Source organism: Winogradskyella damuponensis (assembly GCF_039538385.1).
Classification (GTDB): Bacteria; Bacteroidota; Bacteroidia; order Flavobacteriales; family Flavobacteriaceae; genus Winogradskyella; species Winogradskyella damuponensis.
This window is the reverse complement of the sequence record NZ_BAABCB010000019.1, coordinates 83,296-106,259: the sequence shown is the minus strand read 5'-3', so window position 1 is coordinate 106,259 and position 22,964 is coordinate 83,296. Positions and strand designations below refer to the sequence as shown.

Annotated in this window: 16 protein-coding genes; 8 read left to right on the top strand and 8 right to left on the bottom strand. The window is 32.2% G+C overall.

Annotated elements, in window-relative coordinates:
- The first annotated feature begins 116 nt into the window (after positions 1–116).
- From ABD730_RS11320 to ABD730_RS11310, 3 genes are all read left to right on the top strand, one after another.
- The gene (locus ABD730_RS11320; protein ID WP_115816073.1) at positions 117–1,163 is read left to right on the top strand and encodes a serine hydrolase domain-containing protein; all 1,047 of its coding nucleotides are present in this window, start codon (positions 117–119) and stop codon (positions 1,161–1,163) included.
- Between the two features lie 489 nt (positions 1,164–1,652).
- A complete protein-coding gene (locus ABD730_RS11315; RefSeq protein WP_334470655.1) occupies positions 1,653–2,030 on the top strand; it encodes a hypothetical protein in 378 nt (125 codons plus the stop codon).
- 101 nt (positions 2,031–2,131) lie between these two features.
- Positions 2,132–2,668, top strand: coding sequence for a hypothetical protein (locus tag ABD730_RS11310; RefSeq protein WP_344714670.1), 537 nt, complete (start codon positions 2,132–2,134; stop codon positions 2,666–2,668).
- Positions 2,669–2,777: 109 nt separating this feature from the next.
- On the opposite strand, the gene ABD730_RS11305 is transcribed toward ABD730_RS11310, so the two are convergent.
- Positions 2,778–4,904: an FUSC family protein gene (locus ABD730_RS11305; RefSeq protein ID WP_344714668.1), complete on the bottom strand. Its 2,127-nt coding sequence runs from the start codon at positions 4,902–4,904 to the stop codon at positions 2,778–2,780.
- A gap of 247 nt (positions 4,905–5,151) precedes the next feature.
- Positions 5,152–6,741, bottom strand: a complete 1,590-nt coding sequence (locus ABD730_RS11300) for an FMN-binding glutamate synthase family protein (protein ID WP_334470661.1) — start codon at positions 6,739–6,741, stop codon at positions 5,152–5,154.
- 465 nt (positions 6,742–7,206) lie between these two features.
- On the opposite strand from ABD730_RS11300, the gene ABD730_RS11295 reads away from it, so the two are divergent.
- The 3 genes from ABD730_RS11295 to nhaA all read left to right on the top strand — a co-directional run bounded on the left by ABD730_RS11295 (position 7,207) and on the right by nhaA (position 11,516).
- Positions 7,207–7,629, top strand: a complete 423-nt coding sequence (locus ABD730_RS11295; protein WP_334470663.1) for a DoxX family protein — start codon at positions 7,207–7,209, stop codon at positions 7,627–7,629.
- 16 nt (positions 7,630–7,645) lie between these two features.
- Complete coding sequence (locus ABD730_RS11290; RefSeq protein ID WP_344714666.1) at positions 7,646–10,024, top strand: TonB-dependent receptor; 2,379 nt, start codon at positions 7,646–7,648, stop codon at positions 10,022–10,024.
- 178 nt (positions 10,025–10,202) lie between these two features.
- The gene (gene nhaA / locus ABD730_RS11285; protein ID WP_344714664.1) at positions 10,203–11,516 is read left to right on the top strand and encodes a Na+/H+ antiporter NhaA; all 1,314 of its coding nucleotides are present in this window, start codon (positions 10,203–10,205) and stop codon (positions 11,514–11,516) included.
- Here nhaA and ABD730_RS11280 read toward each other — a convergent pair.
- Positions 11,509–12,486, bottom strand: coding sequence for a Gfo/Idh/MocA family protein (locus ABD730_RS11280; protein ID WP_344714662.1), 978 nt, complete (start codon positions 12,484–12,486; stop codon positions 11,509–11,511). The genes nhaA and ABD730_RS11280 overlap by 8 nt on opposite strands.
- Before the next feature lie 238 nt (positions 12,487–12,724).
- Here ABD730_RS11280 and ABD730_RS11275 point away from each other — a divergent pair, with 238 nt between their 5' ends.
- Both ABD730_RS11275 and ABD730_RS11270 read left to right on the top strand, forming a co-directional pair.
- Positions 12,725–13,582, top strand: a complete 858-nt coding sequence (locus ABD730_RS11275) for a zinc-dependent peptidase (RefSeq protein WP_344714660.1) — start codon at positions 12,725–12,727, stop codon at positions 13,580–13,582.
- 47 nt (positions 13,583–13,629) lie between these two features.
- Entirely contained in the window at positions 13,630–14,571 is a 942-nt protein-coding gene (locus tag ABD730_RS11270) for a UDP-glucuronic acid decarboxylase family protein (protein ID WP_334470672.1), read from the top strand.
- A 73-nt stretch (positions 14,572–14,644) separates the two neighbouring features.
- Here the strand turns inward: ABD730_RS11270 and ABD730_RS11265 are convergent, their stop codons facing one another.
- The 5 genes from ABD730_RS11265 to ABD730_RS11245 form a co-directional block, all read right to left on the bottom strand.
- Complete coding sequence (locus ABD730_RS11265) at positions 14,645–15,214, bottom strand: outer membrane beta-barrel protein (RefSeq protein ID WP_344714658.1); 570 nt, start codon at positions 15,212–15,214, stop codon at positions 14,645–14,647.
- Positions 15,215–15,298: 84 nt separating this feature from the next.
- The gene (locus ABD730_RS11260) at positions 15,299–16,372 is read right to left on the bottom strand and encodes a nucleotidyltransferase family protein (protein WP_344714656.1); all 1,074 of its coding nucleotides are present in this window, start codon (positions 16,370–16,372) and stop codon (positions 15,299–15,301) included.
- A 31-nt stretch (positions 16,373–16,403) separates the two neighbouring features.
- Positions 16,404–17,546 carry a hypothetical protein gene (locus tag ABD730_RS11255; protein ID WP_344714653.1) on the bottom strand — a complete coding sequence of 381 codons (1,143 nt, stop codon included), beginning with the start codon at positions 17,544–17,546 and terminating at the stop codon, positions 16,404–16,406.
- A gap of 15 nt (positions 17,547–17,561) precedes the next feature.
- On the bottom strand, positions 17,562–17,723 hold the full coding sequence (locus ABD730_RS11250; protein ID WP_334470680.1) for a hypothetical protein: 162 nt from the start codon (positions 17,721–17,723) through the stop codon (positions 17,562–17,564).
- Positions 17,724–18,028: 305 nt separating this feature from the next.
- On the bottom strand, positions 18,029–22,855 hold the full coding sequence (locus tag ABD730_RS11245; protein WP_344714650.1) for a T9SS type A sorting domain-containing protein: 4,827 nt from the start codon (positions 22,853–22,855) through the stop codon (positions 18,029–18,031).
- Positions 22,856–22,964 lie beyond the last annotated feature (109 nt).

Sequence of the window (22,964 nt, the reverse complement as noted above, 5' to 3'; positions counted from 1 at the left end):
TGTTGTATATAATAGGATCATATTTCCAAACATAAACTTTGAAACCCTGAACTTTTCTGAACTGTGTTACGAATAATACTTCCTAAAAATGAGCAATAATTATAACTTTACTATCTATGCTTAATTCTAAAAAACGAAATAAAAAAATTATAATCAGGATAGCCTTGTTCACAGGTACTGCAATTTCCTTGTGGTTTGTGCCTTGGATTTTAGTGAAAGCTTGGATATTACCATTGCCAGATACTGTTCAAGAACAAGTTGACCAAGCAATAAGTCACGGTTTGGATGGTATGATTGTTTATGTAGATGAGGCAGGGAAACAACCAGAATTTTATACAGGTGGTTGGCACAATCGAGAACATAAAATACCTGCTAAACCCAATGCACTATTTAAAATAGCTAGTATTAGCAAGTTATATGTAGCGGTTTCCATTTCTAAGTTGGTTAATGATAACAGATTGTCACTAGATAAAACCCTTGCTGATTATTTCCCTGAATTGCTAGGTAGGATTGAAAATGCAGATAGAATAACTCTAAAAATGATGGTACAACATCGAAGCGGGATTCCAAATTTTACAGACAGTGGAGGTTACTGGGAAAACCCACCTGATAGTGCTGAGGAATCGTTAGCATTAGTATTGGATACACCCGCGCTGTTTGAACCAGGAGAAGACTATAGCTATTCAAATACAAATTATTTACTCCTTGGTTTACTTATTGACAATACGGTGGGGTATAATCATCATCAATATATCAAAGAGCAAATTTTAGTACCACTCGAACTGAATAATACATTCTTCTCGTTAAGCGAGGTAGATATAGAGGATGTGATGAGTGGTTACTACGTTGGCTATGAACCTGATTTAAAAGAGAAAGAATTCGGTATGCTGGCTACTGCGGAAGATGTTGGTATATTTTTGAGAGCATTAAACGATGGTTCTATATTCAAAGAACGAGAACGGAAAATCTATTCTGAAATTTATGAATATGAACATTCTGGATGGGTTCCAGGATATCAGAGCTTTACAGAATATCATAACAATATAGACACTGTAGTAATTCTTTTTAATAATACAACTGATGAGGATTTATTACTGTGGAATTTGTCAGAAATAATGATAAATAGAGTGGTTAGAATTGTTGAGGAAAATAGAGCAAAATAATACAGGCTTTAACGAATATCAATTTATAACGAGAACCACTTTATCCCTTGAGCATTATCAATTTCAACAACCATATATTTGATTTTTTTAGAAATTACTGTACGACAATGTGATTACAAAAATAAAATCAAAATTAACAATTCTAATAAACTCTTGGGTTCGAAGTAATAAGGGTGAGTTTTGATTTATATTGATTTTGAGATAATTAAGTCAATATCTTCCTTCAAAAAGTTTGAACTCTGTCCCTTCGAGGTCACGAATAAATAGTTTCAGAACGGAGCTCAAGGGATACGTAGCAATCCTTGAGATCCGTTCTGTTTTGTTAAAAATGAGAGTAAGCTTTATCTCTCATTTTAAGTCTATGTTTAAAGCTGGTTGCTTACAGTTTAATATGAAAATAGCAACATGAAAAAGACAATAATTTAACAATCATTTTGCATTCGATTTCAGAATTATAGATTTACTTTGTACTGTAATTTGAATTCAAAAATGTTTAAAACACTTTTTAGTATAGTATTGTTTATTGTTAGCATGAGTGCTTCTGCTAACACTATCGATATTCAATTTCTGAATAGTGATTTAGAATCTTCAAATAGTTATAAAGCCTATTCTTCAGGCGAAGTCTATCAATTTTTGTCAACAGAGCATCTGTTTTTTGATATACAAATAGAGGATTACAGTGTTGTTAGTATTTCTTATGCAGAGCCTGTAATTTCGGATGAGCTTCAGGCAAAAAAACACAGTCTTAACAATCTTAGTAAACAGCTTACGGCGACACAGCGCTCACAATTTACTATTGCAGAGCGGCTTAGTTTTTACAATTTTCATTTACGGGAAACCCTTTTTCCATTTCATTCGTTTTGGTAAAATAAGTGTAAATAACATCATGTAAAAGTGATGTCGGAATATGGCCTAAAACGTCATATTAATCTTTATACACTTAAAAATTATATCCAAAACAAATTATCATGGAAACAGGATTATTTATTATCGATGCGATTATTATCGCTATCGTTATCCTGCCTTTCGCATTATTTATAAACGGAAGAGCAAAAAGAAAAAAACAATTACGTAAAGCAATAGAAACAGAAGCAGCACAGCACAACTGTAAATTAACAAAACTTGAAATGTATAATAACTTTGCACTAGGTGTTGACACTGATGCGCAAAAGTTGTTTTTTTATAAAGCAACAACAGATGTCGTTTTTGCAAAAGTTGTCGATTTAAAATCAGTTGCTGTTTGTAAAATAATAAAAGAAACGAAGCGCGTTAAAAACAAATCTAAGCATTATGATGTTATTGATAAGTTACAATTATCTCTTATAAACCATAATCGAGATGATATCACCTATTTAGAATTTTATAATAATGATGATGAAGTGACTTTAAGTGATGAGCTTAGTGTTGTGCAAAAATGGCAAGATTATTTAAATGAGCTTTTGGCTTCAAAGGGTAAGGTTTTAAGCTCTCAAAAAGAAGATCGTATAGCTATTGCAATGAATTGATTATAGTGTGATTTAATTATTTAATTAGTAAAACGTCTTTCAGTATTATATTGAAAGGCGTTTTTTTTTATTTTTTTATTTTGGTGGAGTAAAGTTGTTAGAAGTAATACTATTTGGACTTAAACTTGGATGTTAATTTCAGCATTTTTTCACTTAAGCTAAACAACCAATACAATTGTTCCCAAACTAAATGAGCTTCCTTATTAGTCCGTTCGCTATGAGATTGTGAAATAGCTTCATTGCTGATATGGTTGGTAGGAAAGTTAAATGGTTCTGGTTTAAAACTGGCGCCTTTAGGTTTTGGTTCTTTAAAATTAATACCCTTTAATTGTGAACAGACATTATTAAGGTTGTTATCAATTTTATCAGATATCATTTTAAAATCTTCTGAAGCTTTAGAAGTCGTATGGTTTTGAATGTATGTGCTTAACGATGCTAAAGAGGCTAAGAAACTATGATTAATAACAACAAGTTCGTAAATGTCGTCTATATGGTTTTGTTTTGATTCTGGTTCTTGAGCCATACGCTGAAAAGCAGAGCTTAAATTAGACATTTGTAAAAAAGCTTCCTTTCGATTTACTTTTAAACTTGTAGGTACAGGCCCTTTTTTTTGATAAAAGTTGCTAATAGATTTAAAAAAGGCAGCATTGGCCTTTAAACTATCTTTAATATTATCTCCAATCTCCATAATTGACCATGCAGGCCATAGCCATCGCATGGTTATAAAAGACAATGCGGCACCAATTAAGGTGTCAATAACTCTAAATTGAATAACGGTTAAAATATTAGGCTGTAAGATGGCATAAATAAAAATAACACTTAAGGTTATAAAGGTTGCCGAGGCTTTATAGTTCTTCTGAACCATAGAAAATGCCACGACTAAGGACAGTACACCTACTGCACCATAAATATAAGGGTCGTTAATTAGAAATACTAGGCCGCTTGCAAGAGTGGCACCTATTAATGTGCCAATAATTCGGTCTTTAGAACGTGTTTTTGTGAGTCCATAACTAGGTCGCATAATGACGATAATAGTTAGAATAATCCAATACGGATTTTGAAAATCGAAAAACAGACCAATACCATAACCTAGCATTACAGCTACAGATAATCGTAAAGAGTGTTTAAAAATAGTAGACCTAAAGCTTAAGTTTCTAAGTAATAACCTTGGATTGTAGTCTTGAGAATCAATAAAACGTTTTAGCTTGTCATTTTTAATATAATCGTCTGAAGTCAGCTCAGGATTACCTAATAACCATTTGATTTTTTTTAATTTTTCAAATTGCTTTTTTTGATAGTCTAGGAGATTTTGGAGCATTAAAAAGCGTTCGTAATCTTCAATATGGTTCTCGTTTTTAAACTTTAAAATATCATTTTCAAGCGTTTTAAAGGTTTCCGACAGTATGTTGTTAGAAGGGAATTTTTTCGACTTGTTGAGGTCTTGTGCAATAGCGCGTAATTGAAGAGAGAATTCAGAAAGCAACTTTTGAAAATCGGTTTTAAACTCGGGATGTGCATCAAAAAGCATATCCATTTTATTGTAGTTTACAGGATTTGCAATAGCAGTTTCTAATATTTCTACCAATTGAATGAATATTAATAATCGTCTGCTTTGATAATTCGATTTACCAGAGCTTTTACGAGATAAGATTAATATTTCTCTTAAAGTATCATGATGTTCTGTTAATTCACTTTGTATATTTAAGAGTTGTACCTGTAAGTCGTCTCTGTTGGGTTGTTCGCCAATGAGCTGTCTTCTAATATCTAAAAAACTAGCTGTGAGTAGGAATGTTTGAGTTAGGGTTTCTTCGGTTTGAGCTTTGGGATTAATATAAAACCATAATGTTGAAAGTAATAAATACCAGATGCCGCCAAGACCAATTAATAAGGCATATTGATACACTTCTAAGGTGCTAGAAGTATGAGCAAAACTTAAAACCAATGCTAATAATCCTGAAAAACTAATTAGCGATGCTCTAAATCCGTAAATTGAAATAAAGGCAATACAAAAGGTTAAAAACCCTAGAATAGGAAAAAGCAAGAAGTTTGAAATGTCAAAATAGCCACCAATAAAGCTTATTACTACCACAAGAATAGCCGAAAAAAGAATCCCGACTTGTTTGTGTTTTAATCTTCCGCTAACATCACTTGGTGAGCACCAAAAAGCACCAAAACAAATAGCCAAGCCAATTTCAAAATGGTTAGTTGCAATACCTAATATAATAGGAGTTGTCACTGCAATACCAATTAAAACGGCTTTTGAAAAGCTAGTGCTTTTAAAGAATTCTAATAATTCTTTAGCGTGTTTTAGGATAAAAGTTAAAATGAGATTTTATATTTTATAATTCAGTACAAAGATACAACTTGAATAAGGAAGACCTCATAAGTACTATTGACTATTGAATTGTTTTAAGAAAAAAAAGCTGATAATTTTCGAGATTTTGAAAATTATCAGCTGCTTAATAATGCTAAAAAAGTTTTTGTTATTTCATAATACGAGTCAGTTGGAAAAACTTTTTATAATCTTCTGGTATGGTATCTATGTTTAATAAACAACCTTCTTCAATAGGAGGATAAATATCATGATAGGTTTTTACGTCATATAAACCTACACGTTTACTTATATGATCTCTTGTTAATTCGGCCGGACTATTAAGTCCAGCGGCAGCCACAAGTTCTAAGAAACTGTGAATTGTTGCTTCATGATAACGATTAGCCCTTGGTGCTTTATCATCTACAACCAAACCTTTAGCTAAAGAAGGGTTTTGCGTTGCTACACCAACAGGACATGTGTTTGTGTTACACTGTAAGGCTTGTATACAACCAATAGAAAGCATCATTGCTCGTGCACTATTACAACCATCAGCTCCTAAGGCTATGGCTCTTGCCATGTGGAAACCTGTTATTATTTTTCCAGCAACAATCACTTTGATTTCTTTTCGTAATCCAAAGCCTACTAATGTGTCGTGTACAAAAATTAAGCCTTCACGTAACGGCATTCCCATGGAGTTTGAAAATTCAACAGGCGCAGCTCCAGTTCCACCTTCACCACCATCTACGGTAATAAAATCTGGAAGAATTCCTGTAAAAATCATCGCTTCACAAAAATCCATAAATTCTTGCTTTCTACCTAAACAAAGCTTAAAACCAATAGGTTTACCATCTGAAAGCTCTCTAAGTTTTTTTATAAAGTACATAAACTGAATAGGATCAGAGAATGCAGAATGCGACGGAGGAGAATGCACAGCTATACCAGGTTTTATATGTCTGATTTTTGCAATTTCTTCTGTGTTTTTTGAAGCTGGTAAAATTCCACCATGACCAGGTTTTGCACCTTGAGATAGCTTTATTTCAATCATTTTTACTTCAGGTCTTGTCGCATTTTTTCTAAATGTCTTTTCGTTAAAACTTCCATCGTCATGTCTACAGCCAAAGTAACCAGTACCTACTTGCCATATTAAATCTCCACCATGTTTTAAATGGTAATCACTAATACCACCTTCACCTGTATTGTGTGCAAAGTTTCCCATTTTTGCACCTTTATTTAAGGCCAGTATTGCATTATCACTTAATGAACCAAAACTCATTGCCGAAATATTTAATAAACTTGAAGAATAAGGTTGTTTACAATCCTTACCGCCAATTATTAAACGTGGAAACTCACCAATGTTTTTTGGGTTAGTCTTGGCATACATTGAATGTTCTAACCATTCGTATCCAGAATGGTAAATGTCCATTTGAGTACCAAATGGTTCGGTGTCGTTTTCGCCTTTAGCTCTTCTGTAAATTAAAGATCTAAGAATTCTATTAAGAGGTCTTCCCTGTGTATCAGTTTCAACAAAGTACTGCATTATTTCAGGTCTAATAGACTCTAGCATATATCTAAATCTTCCTATTAAAGGAAAGTTACGTCTAATGGTATGTGAGGTTTGTAGAATATCAAAAATCCCCATAATTACAAGTGGGCCTATTAATATAAAACTCCATAGTATAGGTGACCAAAAGAAGGCTATTCCAATAATAGCTAAAACTAAAATTGTAGAAATTAGTATAAACTTTTCACGAACTTTCATAGTACTGAATTTATTAAAGCGGCAAAGATAAGATTACCCAATCAAATAATAAATTAAAATTGTGTAGTTTGTGTTTTTATGCTAATTATTTTTTTAAATCGATAATTATCTAAAGGTTTTTTATAAATCTCTTAAAATATATGAAATTAATGAATTGTAATTTTTACTAAAAAGCTACCTTTTTGAAGAATTCATAATTTAAAAATTATTAAGCCTATGGTTTCCAATAAAAATAGGTCAAAAACAACTTTCTACTACTTTTGAAAACAGTTTAAAACTATCCCAACAAAAGGATACGCCGTTTGGGTTTTATTAATCAAAAGACATACAACTTTGTGAGAGAATATTAAGATTGAAGCTCTTTTTTATAATTAACTTAGGCTGTTACACTTGTAAAAGAATTCAATTAGATTTAAGTTTTACAAAGAATACGTTTTCTTTGTAAATATCAAAAGCATAATAAAGATGAATAAACATAATTACAGAACAAACACCTTTAATGATTTAGGTCTTTTATTACTAAGAGTGTTTTTAGGATTAGCCATGTGTTTTGGTCATGGTATAGGAAAATGGAATACACTTTTTAGTGGTGAAGAGATTCAGTTTGCAGACCCATTTGGTATTGGTGCAACACCATCGTTAGTAATGGCTGTATTTGCAGAAGTTATATGTGCAATTCTTTTGGCTTTAGGGTTATTTACTCGTTGGGCATTATTACCATTAATTATTACCATGCTGATAGCAGCATTTGTTGTTCATATTTCTGATGGATTTGGAGTAATGGAAAAAGCACTACTATATGGAATAGGTTATATGGCTTTATGTTTTACAGGACCAGGAAAATATTCTGTAGATGCCTTTTTAAAAAGTAAAAACCGAGAGAAATAATAATAGTTTATAAACAATGAAAATAGGTTTTAAAAAATTAGTTGTTATCGGGCTTCTTCTAACTTGTAATTTTGTGGTCGCTCAAGAAACCAATACAGAGGTTATAGGTACTTTAGTTGATGCTAATAGCTCGCAGCCTATTCCTTATGCCACTGTAGCGCTTTACAATAATAGTACTAAGGATATTATTACAGGAGCAACAACGGATGATAAAGGACAATTCTATATTAATACTTCAGCTTCTGGGTTTTATATAGAAATCAGTTTTATGGGCTTTAAAACAAAAACCATAACCGATTTTACACTTAGGAATTCTAAAATTGATTTGGGTGTCATTAAACTGTCAGAAGATAATGAAGCACTCGAAGAAGTTGTTGTGATGGCAGAAGTATCCAAAACTGTTTTTAAACTAGATAAACGCGTGTTCAATATTGGAAAAGATATTAGTAGTACAGGTGCGAGTGCTATAGAAGTATTAAATAATGTACCATCGGTTAATGTTAATATTGAAGGGGAGGTTAGCCTTCGTGGTAGTTCAGGTGTACAAATATTAATTAATGGAAAACCATCTGTTTTAGCAGATGAGTCTAGCAATGCTTTAGGGACTATAACCGCAGATATGATTGAAAGTATTGAAGTTATAACAAACCCTTCTGCCAAATATGAAGCTTCTGGTACAGCAGGTATTTTAAATATTATCTTAAAGAAAGAGGAGAAAAAAGGCTGGAATGGTTCCGTGACATTAAATACTGGAATTCCAGACAATCACAGTATTGGCTTAAGCCTTAATCGCAGAACGGAAAAATTTAATTTGTTTACACAGGTTGGGGTCGGTTACCGTTCATTGCCAAGAGATAGTGAGGCAATTAATACTGATTTATCAAACAATGAAGCCGTTTTTAGTAAAGGTACTTCCTATAGAGATGAAACTTTTTATACCATTACTTTAGGAACAGATTATCATATAAACGACCTTAATGTATTAACCTTATCTGGTAATTTTGCTTATGAAGTTGAGGACCAACCATCGGAAACTAATTTTAAAACCTATGATTCTAACAATACATTATTGAGTAGTTGGTTAAGAAAAGAAACAACAGAAGCTACAAATCCAAAATATCAGTATGAACTTAACTATAAAAAGCAGTTTAAAAATAATGATGACCATTCATTACTTTTAAGTGTTTTAGGAAGGTTCTTTGGAAAAGATCAATCTTCTCAGTTTGATAATTCTGTAAGAATAGGAACTGTAGCGGATAACAATCAGCAAACAGAAACAAAGTTTCAGCAAGCAGATTATACTTTTAAAGTAGATTATACCAGTCCATTATCAGAAACTTTTACGATTGAAACAGGTGCGCAATATGTAATTAATGATGTAGGAAACGATTACGAAGTACGAGATTTAATAGGCGGCAACTATGAGGTGATAGATGATTTATCTAATAATTTTGAATATAATCAAAAAGTTTTGGGAGTCTATTTTACAGGGTCATATGAACTTGAAAAATGGGGAATAAAAGGAGGTTTACGATTAGAAAATACAGATTTAAACACCTTGTTGACCAATACCAATTCTGCTAATTCCCAAAATTTCACAGATTACTTTCCATCCTTACATACCTCTTATAAAGTAAATGATAATGTCTCGTTTCAAGCGGGTTATTCAAGACGAATTTTTAGACCAAGGTTATGGGATTTAAATCCCTTTTTTAACATTAGAAATAATTTTAATATCCGTCGTGGAAACCCAAACTTACAGCCAGAATTCACCGACTCGTATGAGTTAACAAGTATTTATAAAATAGGAAAAGCCTCTTTTAGTTCTAGTCTTTATCATAAATATACAACAGAAGTGGTAGAACGAGTCTCTACATCTGTTGATAATGTAACTACTACAACTCCAGAAAATATAGGTACAAATGCGTCTATAGGTTTTGAAACCAACGGAAAGTATAGTCTAAGTAAGTGGCTTACATTTACGGGCGACTTTAATTTTAATTATTTTGATCGTGTTGGGAGTTTTCAATCACAATCCTTTGATTTTTCAGGGCGTCAGTGGTCATCAAGATTAGGTTCTAAAATAGGATTGCCAGCAGATATTGATATCGAGTTAACAGGTAATTATCAGTCTGGTTTCAATACTGTTCAAGGAGATGTAACTGGTTATGCTTTTTTAGATTTAGGAGTTCGAAAAAAGATTTTTAAAGGAAAAGCAATTGTTAATTTAGGTGTGCGAGATGTATTTGAATCAAGAATTTCAGAGCGTTTTGTATCACAACCAACTTTTGAAACTTACAGTTTTGATCAGCGTGGTCGTTTCATTACATTAGGATTAAGCTATGGTTTTGGAAAAGGAGAAGCTATGACGTATTCAGGAGGAAGACGACGATAATCTATGCGATTTTAAACGCTCAGATTTAAAAATATTTCGAAAATTATACAAAGTATAATAAATTATAAAACAAACAATTTTAAGTTAAAAATTCTTTAAATGATGAAAAAATTTAAGCTTTCATATCTTGAAATCTTATCTTTGGAGTTAAACACACTTTATATCAAATTAAATTTATATGATTAAAAAAGTATTTCTCACACCATTCCAAAAATTTGTAAAAATAGAAAGCTCTAGTGGTATTCTATTAATGTTAGCTACAATTGTAGCTCTAATTTGGGCAAATTCGCCCTTTGGAGATGTTTATAGAGAAATATGGCAGTATGATATTGGTATTGTAACCCAAACATTTGAGTTTAAAAAACCTTTAATTCTCTGGGTAAACGATGGGTTAATGGCTATTTTCTTTTTCCTAATTGGTTTAGAAATTAAAAGAGAATTGTTAATAGGAGAGCTTAACTCTCCAAAAAAAATTGCTTTTCCATTAGTAGGAGCAATTGGAGGAATGTTAGTGCCTGTTGCCTTTTTTTTATTGCTAAATCAAAATGCAGATACTTATAAGGGATGGGGAATTCCTATGGCAACTGATATTGCCTTTTCATTAGCAATTTTAAATGTTTTAGGAAAACGTGTACCATTAAGCCTTAAAGTGTTTTTAACAGCGTTTGCTATTGTAGATGACATTGGAGCAGTATTAGTCATTGCTATATTCTACAGTGGAACTATTAATATAACGTTATTATTGATTGCTGTGGTAATGCTTATGTTTCTATATTACCTCTCATTTAAAGGTTACTACTCTAGATTTATAATGTTTTTCTTTGGTATTATTATCTGGTTCTTATTCTTAAAATCTGGAATACATCCAACAGTAGCTGGTATTTTATTGGCTTTTTCGGTTCCTATTAGACAAAAAATTGATACATCAACATTTTTAGAGCAATTAGAAAATGTATATACTGATATTAAAAACTCAAGTGTATTGCAAAAGCCTATTCTTTCTACAGAGCAAATAGAGCTTATAGATGATTTAGAAGATTGGTCATCTAAATTTCAATCTCCATTACAGCATTTAGAACATAATTTACACGGTTGGGTAGCCTACTTTATCATTCCAATTTTTGCACTAGCAAATGCAGGTGTACTTATAGGTGGTGCAGATAATTTAGATATTGCATTGGTAACTAATATCGTGATTTGTTTAGTGCTAGGAAAAGGTATTGGAATTACTTCAATTGTAATGATTGCACAAAAAATTAAACTTATTGAAGTGCCAAATGAAATTAGTTTTAAGCAAATTATAGGTGTTGCGTTTTTAGCAGGTATTGGTTTTACTATGGCTATTTTTATTGCAAGTTTAGCATTTGCTTCTACACCAGAATACATAGATTCTGCTAAAATAGGTATTCTTATAGGCTCTTTTATATCAGCTATTATAGGTTATATTATATTGCGTTTAGACTCAAATAAAAGTACCAAGGCTACTATTTAGGTTGTAAAATTTGATCCATTACCCAAGATGTATGTGACGCAGACGTGCCAGTTGAAGGATGTGTTGCGTGATTTAACAAATGGTTTTTTATGTTTTGAACATGATGAAGTTGAATGTTTTCGGGATGTTCAATAACTAAGCTTTTAGATACTCCGTTGCATTCTAAAATAATAGGTTTTTCATCAAAAACTGAAAACTCTATTTTGCCTTCGTTTCCATATATTTGAACGATGTCCTCACGCTTTTCAGTACCAAAATTCCAACTTCCAGAACCTGTAATTCCTGATTTATGAAGCCAATTTGCTGTAACGGCATCCTTTGCAGAGTACAAACCTTGTTGGTTTATAGAAATACCATTTGCTTGAACAATGTCTCCTAATAAGAAAATAAATAAATCTAAACCATGTGATGCTAAATCATCAAAGTAACCTCCAGGTGCAATATTAGCATCAGTTCTCCAATGATATGTTTTTGATAAGTCTATATCATTAGCAGGTTTACTTAGGTGCCAATTAAGATGTCTTATACTTCCAATAGCATGATTGTCTATCCATGTCTTTATTTGTGCAAATCGCGGTAAAGAACGTCTATAATAAGCTACAAATAAGGGTAGGTTTTTATCTTGAAAAGCATTGTTAATTCTTACACAAGCGTCATAAGATGGAGCCATAGGTTTTTCAATACAACATATTTTTCCTGCTTTTGCTACTTTTAAAGCGTAATATTCATGAGAGTCAGGTGGAGTTGCTATATAAATAGCATCAATATCTACATCATTAATAAGATCGTCTGCATTTGCACAATACTTTGGAACACTATGGCGTTTGGCAAAACTTTCCGCCTTTTCTAAGCTTCGTCTCATAACAGCAGATAGTTTAAATCCTTCTGTTTTTTGGTAGGCAGGACCACTTTTTAGTTCGGTAACTTTGCCACAGCCTATAATTCCCCAATTGTATGTTTTTATGCTCATTACTTTAATTTAGCTTTTTTTATTAATGGTATTGTTGTGTTAATTTGTAATCCATAATAGGAGATGTTAATATAATGTTTTAATTTTTTTAGTAGTAGGCTTTAATCCGTATTTTGATAAAAAAAGACCTCAATTTTCTATACATTTGTTCCTATAATATATGGTTAAGCAAACGTCTTAGTTTGCGCTAAAAGCTCATAAAATAATAGCTTTTATAATTATTAGTGCGACTTATTAAATGCTATTACAAACTGAGCAAAAAAAAATTGAATCGGAATTAATTTATAACTACGTTATACCAATTGTAATTGGTCTTATAATGCTCTTTATCCTGTATAGATTGGCTAAAGTTTTTCAGTTTTATTATGTCTCATATTTTAAAAAGCCAGTGTATACTCATACTTATTTTAAGCTTAATAAACTTACTCCTGTACAGCATTCAATATTAAAAAAAGAGTATTCATTTTTTAAAAAATTATCAGATAAGCATCAGCGTTATTTTGAGCATAGAGTAGCTACATTTATAAAGAAGACTAAATTTATAGGTAGAGACGATTTAGTAGTTACTGATGAGATGAAAGTTTTAGTCGCAGGAACCTCTACAATGTTAACTTACGGATACAGTAAGTATCTTTTAGAAATAATAAAAACAGTCATTATATACCCAAAGGCTTATTACTCTCATATTAATAAAACATACCATAAAGGTGAAACAAATCCTCAAATGAAAGCGATAGTGTTTTCTTGGGAAGATTTTAAACACGGTTATAAAATAGGCGATGATAACCTTAATCTTGGAATTCATGAATTTGGTCATGCACTACATCTTAATGCAACTGTAAATAATGATGCTAGTAGTTTAATGTTTAAGCATGGATTTAATCGTCTGATGACATATTTACAGCACAATAAAACTATTAGAGAAAATTTAATTGCTTCAAAATATTTTAGAGCTTATGCTTATACGAATCATTATGAGTTTTTTGCTGTATTATTAGAGAATTTTATTGAGACACCTACTGAATTTAAGGCTCAATTTCCAGAGCTTTATAGATATATGAAACAAATGGTTAATTATAAGTTTACAGGTTATTAGTCACTATTTAAAATAAACCTTATTTTTGACCCATAAAAAGGAAAAATATGAAGAGAATTTTGGTAACTGGTGGAGCTGGTTTCGTAGGATCGCATTTATGTGAGCGCCTATTAAATGAAGGAAATGAAGTTATTTGTTTAGATAATTATTTTACAGGTTCTAAAAGAAATATAGAACATTTAATGGATCATAATTATTTTGAATTAGTACGTCATGATATTATTAATCCTTATATGGTTGAAGTTGATGAAATATACAATTTAGCCTGTCCTGCATCACCTGTTCATTATCAGCATAATCCTATTAAAACGGTAAAAACGTCTGTAATGGGAGCTATTAATATGTTAGGTCTGGCAAAACGTGTTGGTGCAAAAATACTACAAGCTTCTACTAGCGAAGTTTATGGAGATCCAAATGTACATCCTCAAACAGAAGGTTATTGGGGAAATGTTAATCCAATTGGATTGAGATCTTGTTATGACGAAGGTAAGCGCTGTGCCGAAACGTTATTTATGGATTACCATAATCAAAATGATGTTAAAATTAAAATCATACGTATTTTTAATACTTATGGTCCAAGAATGCATCCTCAAGATGGTCGTGTTGTTTCAAACTTTATTGTGCAAGCCCTCCAAGGTGATGACATTACAATTTTTGGTAATGGTACTCAGACTAGAAGTTTTCAGTATGTTGATGATTTAATTGAAGGAACCCATCGCATGATGAATAGTAGAGATGGTTTTATTGGTCCAGTAAACATTGGTAACCCAATAGAGTTTACCATGTTAGAATTAGCTAAAGAAGTGATAGACTTAGTAGGATCTAAATCTAAAATTACATTCCTTCCTTTGCCTCAAGATGATCCTTTACAACGACAACCAGATATTAGTTTGGCAAAAAAAGAGTTAGAAGGTTGGGAACCAAAGGTGCATTTAAAAGAAGGTCTTAAACACACTATTAATTACTTTGATAAGTTACTTAAAGAATAATTAAGTATAGAATATAAAAAAGGTTCACAATTAATTGTGAACCTTTTTTTATGGTTATGTTATAAGTACTTTTTTACAATTTAAATACAGCTTGTAAGTGGTATTGATAGTGGTTGTTATCAAACCCACTTTCAGAATGATTAAAGGCAAATTTAGCTATGGTTTGTGCTCTTAAACCAAAAGTTCTGCTTCCATTTAACCAAACTAAAACACCACCACCAACATTGGCAGAAATATTTGTTTCGTCTATATGATAGAAACCAACACCTGCATTGGCATAAAAATCAATCCAGTCAGCATTTCTTCCTAAAATATGTTCACCAAAATAATACTTTACGTGGGTGTCTAAAGATAAATAATTGTAATCTTCTTGTAAATCAACACCATCAATAAGCTTATCTTCATTAAATCCATTGAATGTAATAGCTTGTTCTATTGAGAAATTCTCACTCCAATTAAATTCAACTGCAGCAGAGACAGGGAACTGGAAACTCCAATCACCAGGATGGTAGATAGGTGATCTTGATCCTAAACTGTTGATAGCGTTAACCCCAACGTTTAAATACCAATCATTATCACTTCTTTGAGCAAAAGACGATATACTAAATGCTACTAATAATACAATTAAAAATAATTTCTTCATGCTAAAATAATTTTGTTCAAAGGTAAACTTTATGGTTTATAAAACAAATATTACGAAAAGTTTTATAATAATACTCAAAAAAAATTAATTGTTGCTCAAAATAGATGTAAAATGAGCAAAAATTCGCTTTCTATCCTTAATTACGGCTTTTCTATAGGAACTATTTGACATAAAAAAGCACATTCGATTTGTGATAATTGGTATAAAGCTAATTAATTTTAAGAGTTTATTCCAACTTTTATAAAATTTAATGTGTTTTAGTTTAAATAAGTAAAAGCCAGTTAAAACTCTTGTATATCCATGCTTTACAATAATTATGTCATTAAAGAATAGGCTAGAATATATAAAATATTTTTTAAATATCTTGTTTTTATACCATTCTTTATTTCCTTTATATTTTTGTTGTAATATAATTGTATCGTAAATAGACCTAAAACTTATACTGTTGTATAAAGCCCCGTAATCATTAATTTGAAAATTAAGCACATTATGCATCATAAGGTGTTTTATAGATGGCGTAAATACGTTATTGTGTTCTTTTTTTTCTTTAAAAATCGACAGGTGCTCAAGTTCTGCAGTACTGTATGTTACAAATAATTTTCTATGAATCTCAACAGCAGCAATTCGAGTAGGAGATAGCTCTGTCTTTAGCCTTGGTAGATGCTTATGCTCAAAAAAATCGTTTCCTAATGTTTGTTTCGATGGGTAGTAACCATTTTTACAAAGTAAATTATATGCTTTTTTTAATTGGTTAGGTGGTACTAATATATCAATATCACCAAGCATACGTTCAGCTATGTCATTAAAACAACCAAGTGCTAAAAGTGCTGAACCTTTTAAAAAGACATGTTCTATATGTTCAGAATTGAAGAGCTCAGAAATAGAATGTACCTGCATTAAAACAATTTCATTCCTTTTTCTGTTTTCACTTGTAATATATTCAAAATAAGCAATAAGATCTTCAGGTAATAAATGTAAGAGTTGCTTGGTCTTTAACCGACAATAAATTGTAGGTATTATAAAGTGCTTACTACCTTCTTTTATAATAGTTTCCCAATTAAATGAAGCTTGGCTAAGTGTTTTTTCAAGTTGAGACTTTGGTGTTTCAAAACTTAGTATATCTGCAATATGTTGGTATGTAATAGCTAAGTTATTCATAAGTCTATCAATGAACTACTAATATAAGCTATTAAAGCTTTTTATTAAGTTGTTTAAATAATTTTGAAATTTCAGTAGTTACACTCTTGGTATTGCTATAGGTTAGTTGATACATGTCTATATCTGTAAGCCAATCTAAAAATTGTTTTGCATGTTTTGGGTTAGGGGACAACCATGACTCAGGAATTATAGTTTCTAGAATGGTTTTAACAGATACTTTTTCTAGACTTGTGCCAGCCTTAGGTTTATAATTCACTAAAATAATTGCATGACAAGGGTAGTGGTTATTTTTTGGCTTTTCACAAGGTATATATTTTAAATCTCCTTTAGTTTTATTAAATTTTACTAAAGGCAAGCTATCAAAATCACTTACAATTGGTTCAAGAACATTAAAAGCCCCTTTTTTTATAGATATAGCTAAAGGGTTATAATATATATGTTTGTCTTTAGAAAGCAAGGGAGATACATCATCTGCGAGTAAATCAAAACCATTTGCAGCTAATAGTGCACATAGGGTGCTTTTTCCTTTTCCAGATTCTCCGATAAAAAGAATGGACGAATTGCCATCTGTTATAGTAGATCCGTGAAATGTACAAATCCAATCACTCTCCTGTTTATCGTGTAAAGTACAGAGTAATTGCATTATAAATTTACCTTGAATCAGATGGTAGTCATGCTTAGAAACCCGAGAAATTAAACATTCATTTTTAAATAAATATAAATCCTCATCTTTTAAATAGATATCAAATGTAGCTAATGCTACATCACTAGATTTTATACAGCAATATGCCAAGGCAGGATGAACTGTTTTTAATACCAGTTCTGAATTGTAATATATCTGAATTGTTTTTCCTTCAAAATTATATTGCTTAGATATGTTTCTATAAGATTTATCTAAGGGGATTAAAGGAATTATTGGGGGCGAATAAGGTCTATTACAGTCCTTGAGATAATTAAATAACGTTTCAGAAATATTGTAGGTGAGATCATTTGAAACGTCAATGCTATCTGAAATCGTAGCGGAAAAATCGATTGTTGAATTAGATTCTAAATAAGAGTCTAAAAGTAATTTAAATTCTGGTTCAATAATACTATAACTATTGGATATGGTGTACCATAAAATCCAATGATCACCAAACATTTTTTTATATGTAGGTGCTAAGTTGGTATTCAAAATAAAAATCGAAAATTAATCGAATGGATCACCTCCTGCATCTGGTGGTGATGATGATTGTGCTTTAAGTGGGTTTAAAATCACAAATGTTCCTACTGCTGTTAATGCAGCATACTTACCCATTTTCTGAATGGCTTCTTTACGAGTGATTTTATCTGAGTTGTTGTCTTTTTTCATGGCTTTTGCCCTAAATTTTGTGTTCAAAAATAGTAAAATATTTTATTTATTAAAGTAAAATACGAAAAGGTTTACATTAAAATCAAATTTTCTTTGTAAAACAGTAATGTTTTCTGTTAAATTACATCTAAAATGTTAGACTTCAAAATTAATGTAAATACACTTCTGTATTCTAATTTACCTAATTATTGTGTAAAAGATTTTATTTCAAGTAAATAAAATCAATATTATGATAAATTGCAAATATTACACCAACATATTTTGTGTGTAATATTTGCAATATATACAAAAATCAATATTACAATTTAACGTATAATGATTTTCTGAGTTTTGTTTTGAGTTCCATTAACTAATTGTACCACGTAAACACCCGCTTTTAAACCACTAACATCAATGGTTTGTAAGCTATTTAAGTTTTGTAAAAGTGACGTGCTTACAGTTCTTCCTTGTATGTCATATAATTTAGCAGTTGTTGTTTCTGCTAACTGACCAGAAATAACTACAGTCTTATCTTTTTGATTGTTATAGATATTTAAATTGTCTAAACTATTATCAGATATAGAAAGTGAATTATCAGTTACACGTAAGTAAAAACGACCGGTTCCACTAAGATCAACATTTGGAGTAAGTGTATAATCACTTGTATTCAATAGTGTAGATGTATTAGTGACATTATCTTCAAGATAAACTTCTACTGTATTAGCTAAGTTAGTCTCATTAATACTAAATATTATCTGTTCACCTTGGTTTGCATTAACTCCTAAAGGAATTGTAATATCCATATAATCTGTTTTGCCAAGAGCTTGAACAGCAAGAGGAACATCTGTATTGTCTTCTACTAAATGAGAATACAAAGCAAATGCAGGTGCAACACCTCCTAATAAGCTGGCATCATATCCTGGATCTAAACCTTGAGTTGAATATTGTGTAAAGAAAATATCAGTGATGAAGTTAGCGTTAGTATTGCTAAGGTTTAATTTTAAGTTAGATATTACTGAAGAATTCCTTCCTGCAATAAAATCATCCCCTCCTGTAGCCAAACGCATATCAGAGCCACTAGTCGTAAATTCGATATTACCACCTGTAGTATTTGAAGATACGAAAAATGCCTGCCCTGGTGCAATATTCATACTCGTGTTTAACAAAGCACTTATTATGGTGTAATCATCAGCAGATGTTCCGTCTGTACTATCATTATATCCATAGATTACAGCGGCACTAGGATCTAATAGACCAGAATTATGCGATAAAAATTCTTGAGCATCTAAATAAGATGGAAAAGGATTTCCTATTAAGTTCAATGTGCTTTCTGAACCTTGGTTTATTGGAATTTGAACTAAACTAGTGTTTACTGTTCCTTCAAACGTTACAAGATTACTTGCTTGATCTTCTGCAATACCAGAACGATAACCTTTACCAGCAGTTAATGGAGTAGTGTCAGTATCATTCCAAAGTTCGAAAGGATCAGTACTACTATTGTTGTCAAACCCACCAAATAACACTTCTGGCCCAGAAGGGTTTGCTCTAATATTTGGATTGTTAGCAATAAACGTATTAAAAGCTTGTCCTGATAGAGGTGCACTTATTAAATCATTACCATTTACTGAGTCGTTATAATTAACGTAACGGTTATATTTTACTGTTCCTGCAATGGTTCCATCAAGTATTAAACTTGAATAGCTTGTTGAGGTTGAATTTAACAACAGTCCTTCTGTTGAATTAACCGTTAAAGTAACACTAGAATTAACTGTAAGGCTAGCGCCAGGGCTTACTGTTACGGAATTAGCAGTAGTGTTGGTGTCAATTATAGCATCTCCTGAAGCAATTACGATATTATCATCAGCAGTAGCTACACCATTAGGGTTGCTTGGAGACCAAGAACCGGTAAATGTATAAGTTACAGAATATCCAGTACCAGGTGTCCCACCAAAATTATCTGAAGCTACCCAATTAGAACCTAATGAATTATCACTAGCTAAATCAGCCAATTCTAAAGAGGGACCATCACCATCTGCAGCATTAGGCCAAGGTGTGCTATCATCATAAGTTACAGTGTCTATTGTTATATCATCACCACTTGGATCAAAAACAATAGAGATAGTTGCTGAGCTATTAGTAATATTGTTAGTGTTATCAGTACTTGCAGTTGCAGCAGGTGTTGCAATTGTACTCACATCTGGTGTAAATGGGTTTTCGTTATTAAATGTACCATCTCCATTACTTCCTAATGCTATTGTTAAATAACTTCCAGCTGTAATAATCGTTCCACTAAAATCGAAGCTGTTAGAGCCATAATTTAATTCCCAATCAGAATCTAATGTAATATCATTTCCTGAAGCATTGTAGATTTCAATCCACTCATCATCTGTGTTTAAAGAATTATACATGATTTCAGAGATAACAAGGTCTCCTGCTGCAGGTATAATAGCATCACTAGCTGAAATTGTTAAGTCAAAAGAATCAAGAGAACTAGCAGAAGCAGAGCTTCCTCCTGTTACGTTTTGAATTTCAAAAGTTAAGGTTTCATCTCCTTCAATAATAGCGTCGTCTGTTATGGTTACAGTTACGGTTTGGTTGGTACTAGAGCCAGCAACAAATGTTACTGTTTGAGTTGTGTACCCATCTATGTCAGCATTATCTCCAGAAATTAATACAACATCAAACGTAGTAGCATTTACTGAATCTTCGTTAGTAATAGAGAATTCAAGGTCGTATGTTCCTGCGTCTTCAGCAACAGTTGTTGAAGCAGATGTGAATTGTACTAATGTATCAGTAGTTGCAGGTATTATATTTATAGTGTAATCCTCTATTTCTCCATCAGTTGAGCCTGTGCAAGCCCCTGGATATGAGCCATATTGACAAGATACTCGCATTCTTGTGTTTCCTAATGTTGCGCCTGCAGGAACACTTATTGTTAATGGACTTAAAGTTGTTGGACCATCCGTTTCATCATTAGCAGTTCCTAATGCATATTCTTCAGTAGAGGTGTCAAATGTTCCATCTTGATTCCAGTCTATCCAGGCTTTTGCATAAATAGTATATGGCCCATCAGTATTTAAATTCACGGTTAAATCAATATCACTACCTTGTATAGCATCTGTAGATTCTGCCGTAAAATCATCATAACCACTGCCTTGTCCACTGGACTTATTAATGGTTCCAAAGTTTACTAAAGTTATTGAGGTATCATATGTAGTAGTTCCTGAAACTGTACACCAAGTTAAATCTGGTACAGCATTAGCAGTAACTCCTGTACTCCAAGTTGTAGCTTTACGGGCAAAAACTTCAAAGTGATAGGTGGTACCATTCGTTAAACCAGTTACAGTTACCGAAGTGCCTGTTCCTTTATAAACAACATACTCATCAGTACCTACATCTGAACCAGAGCCAAAGGCAGCATCTGCTGTGTATGCAGTACCATCCCCTGTTGGTGTAACCGTTACTGCAGATGTTTCTTTAGCTATGACTAAAATTTCATCGAAACAGCTACCATTGGACCAGGTTAAATCTACTTCAGTAGTGCCTTCCTCTGCAGTAAATGCAGTAACATCTGAAGGTGTAGAACAAACTGTTGTAAAGTCGCCAGTGAATTCCGTTAAATTATAGCAAGTATTTATGGTATTATATTCATAAATAGCTAAATGATATGTAGTGTTTGGGTTTAAGCCAGAAACTGAGATGCTTAAGCTAGATCCACCAGTGCCAGGGTTTGAAGTTCCATTATTACCATTAAATACAACATAATTACCTGTTCCTATTTCGCTTGCTCCAGCACCATTAAATATACTGTTTGCATTATAGCTTATTCCACTTGTCGGGTCAGTATCAACAGCAGAACCTTCCTTCATTACGACTAAAACATCGTCACCACCACCTCTTGTAAATTCAATAGAAACATCTGTTGTGGTAGGTGATAAAGTTGTAAATGTAGAAGCTTGTATTGCTGGAGCAGTACAATCTAATGTCGCATCATCTACAACTGCTGCACTCCAAGATGTAGCTTTTCTTGTAAATACTGAAAAATGGTAAGTGTTTCCGTTGGTTAAGCCTGTTACTGTTGCGGAAGTTCCAGTACCTTTATAAACAACGAATTCGCTACTTCCTACATCTGAACCAGATCCAAACGCTGTATTTGCGGTATAAGCAGAACCATCACCTGTTGGTGTAACCGTTACTGCAGATGTTTCTTTAGCTATGACTAAAATTTCATCATAACAACTACCATTAGACCATGTTAAATCTACTTCTTCGTTACCTGCTGTAGCTGTAAATGTATTGACTTCAGAAGGTGTAGAACATTCTGTTGTAAAACTACCAGTTAAGGCAGGTGTTAAATAACAGGTGTCAGTAGTATTATATTCATAAACAGCGATATGATAGGTTTCATTTTGTGTTAATCCTGTAACCGCAACCGATGTACCAGAACCATCATAAACCACATAGTTTCCTGTTCCTAATTCTGTGCCAGAAGCAAAAGCTGCATTGGCAGTATAAGTTGTTTCACTTTCCGGACTAAAATCTACTGCAGCACCTTCTTTCATAATCACAATAACATTGTCACCATCACCACGTGCCCATGATAAAGTTGCTGAGTTTGTGGTAACACCAGATTCAGCAAAAGCTGTTGCAGCTATTGTAGGTGCAGTACAACTTGCAACAGAAGTATAAGTAACATCAAAACTATCTACATATATTCTGTTTCCACTGCCACTTTCTCTTTGAAAAAACTCAACTTGAGAAGTAGCATTTATTCCACTAATAGTATAAGTACTTCCACCTGATAAGTTAACTTGAGAACCTCCGTCAACAGTATAACCTGCATCTCCCATTCTACTTGATGCATTAACAACAATATTAGTAATTGTAACACCGTTACTTGCATAGATAATAATTGAGCCTCCTTTAGTGGCGTTTTGATATAAACGTAATTGGTTACTAAAAATTCCAGGATCAGAAGTACCTGAGTTTCTGAAACTACTAAAACCTATATTCGCATCAAGACTAATACCAGGTGATGGCTCATTAAATCCACTGACAGCTCCACCACTAGAAAAATCATAGGAAACTGTTGTTTGTCCAAACCCTAAGCCAGTCATCACTAGGGCAAATAATAATGTGTAAATTTTTTTCATAGTGTATTATATTCTATAACAATCTGATTTTAATTGTTTAAAAAATGAGGTCGCAAAGGTACAAAAACTTAATTGTCTATTTTAATTTTGACATTAACAAAGTGTTAAT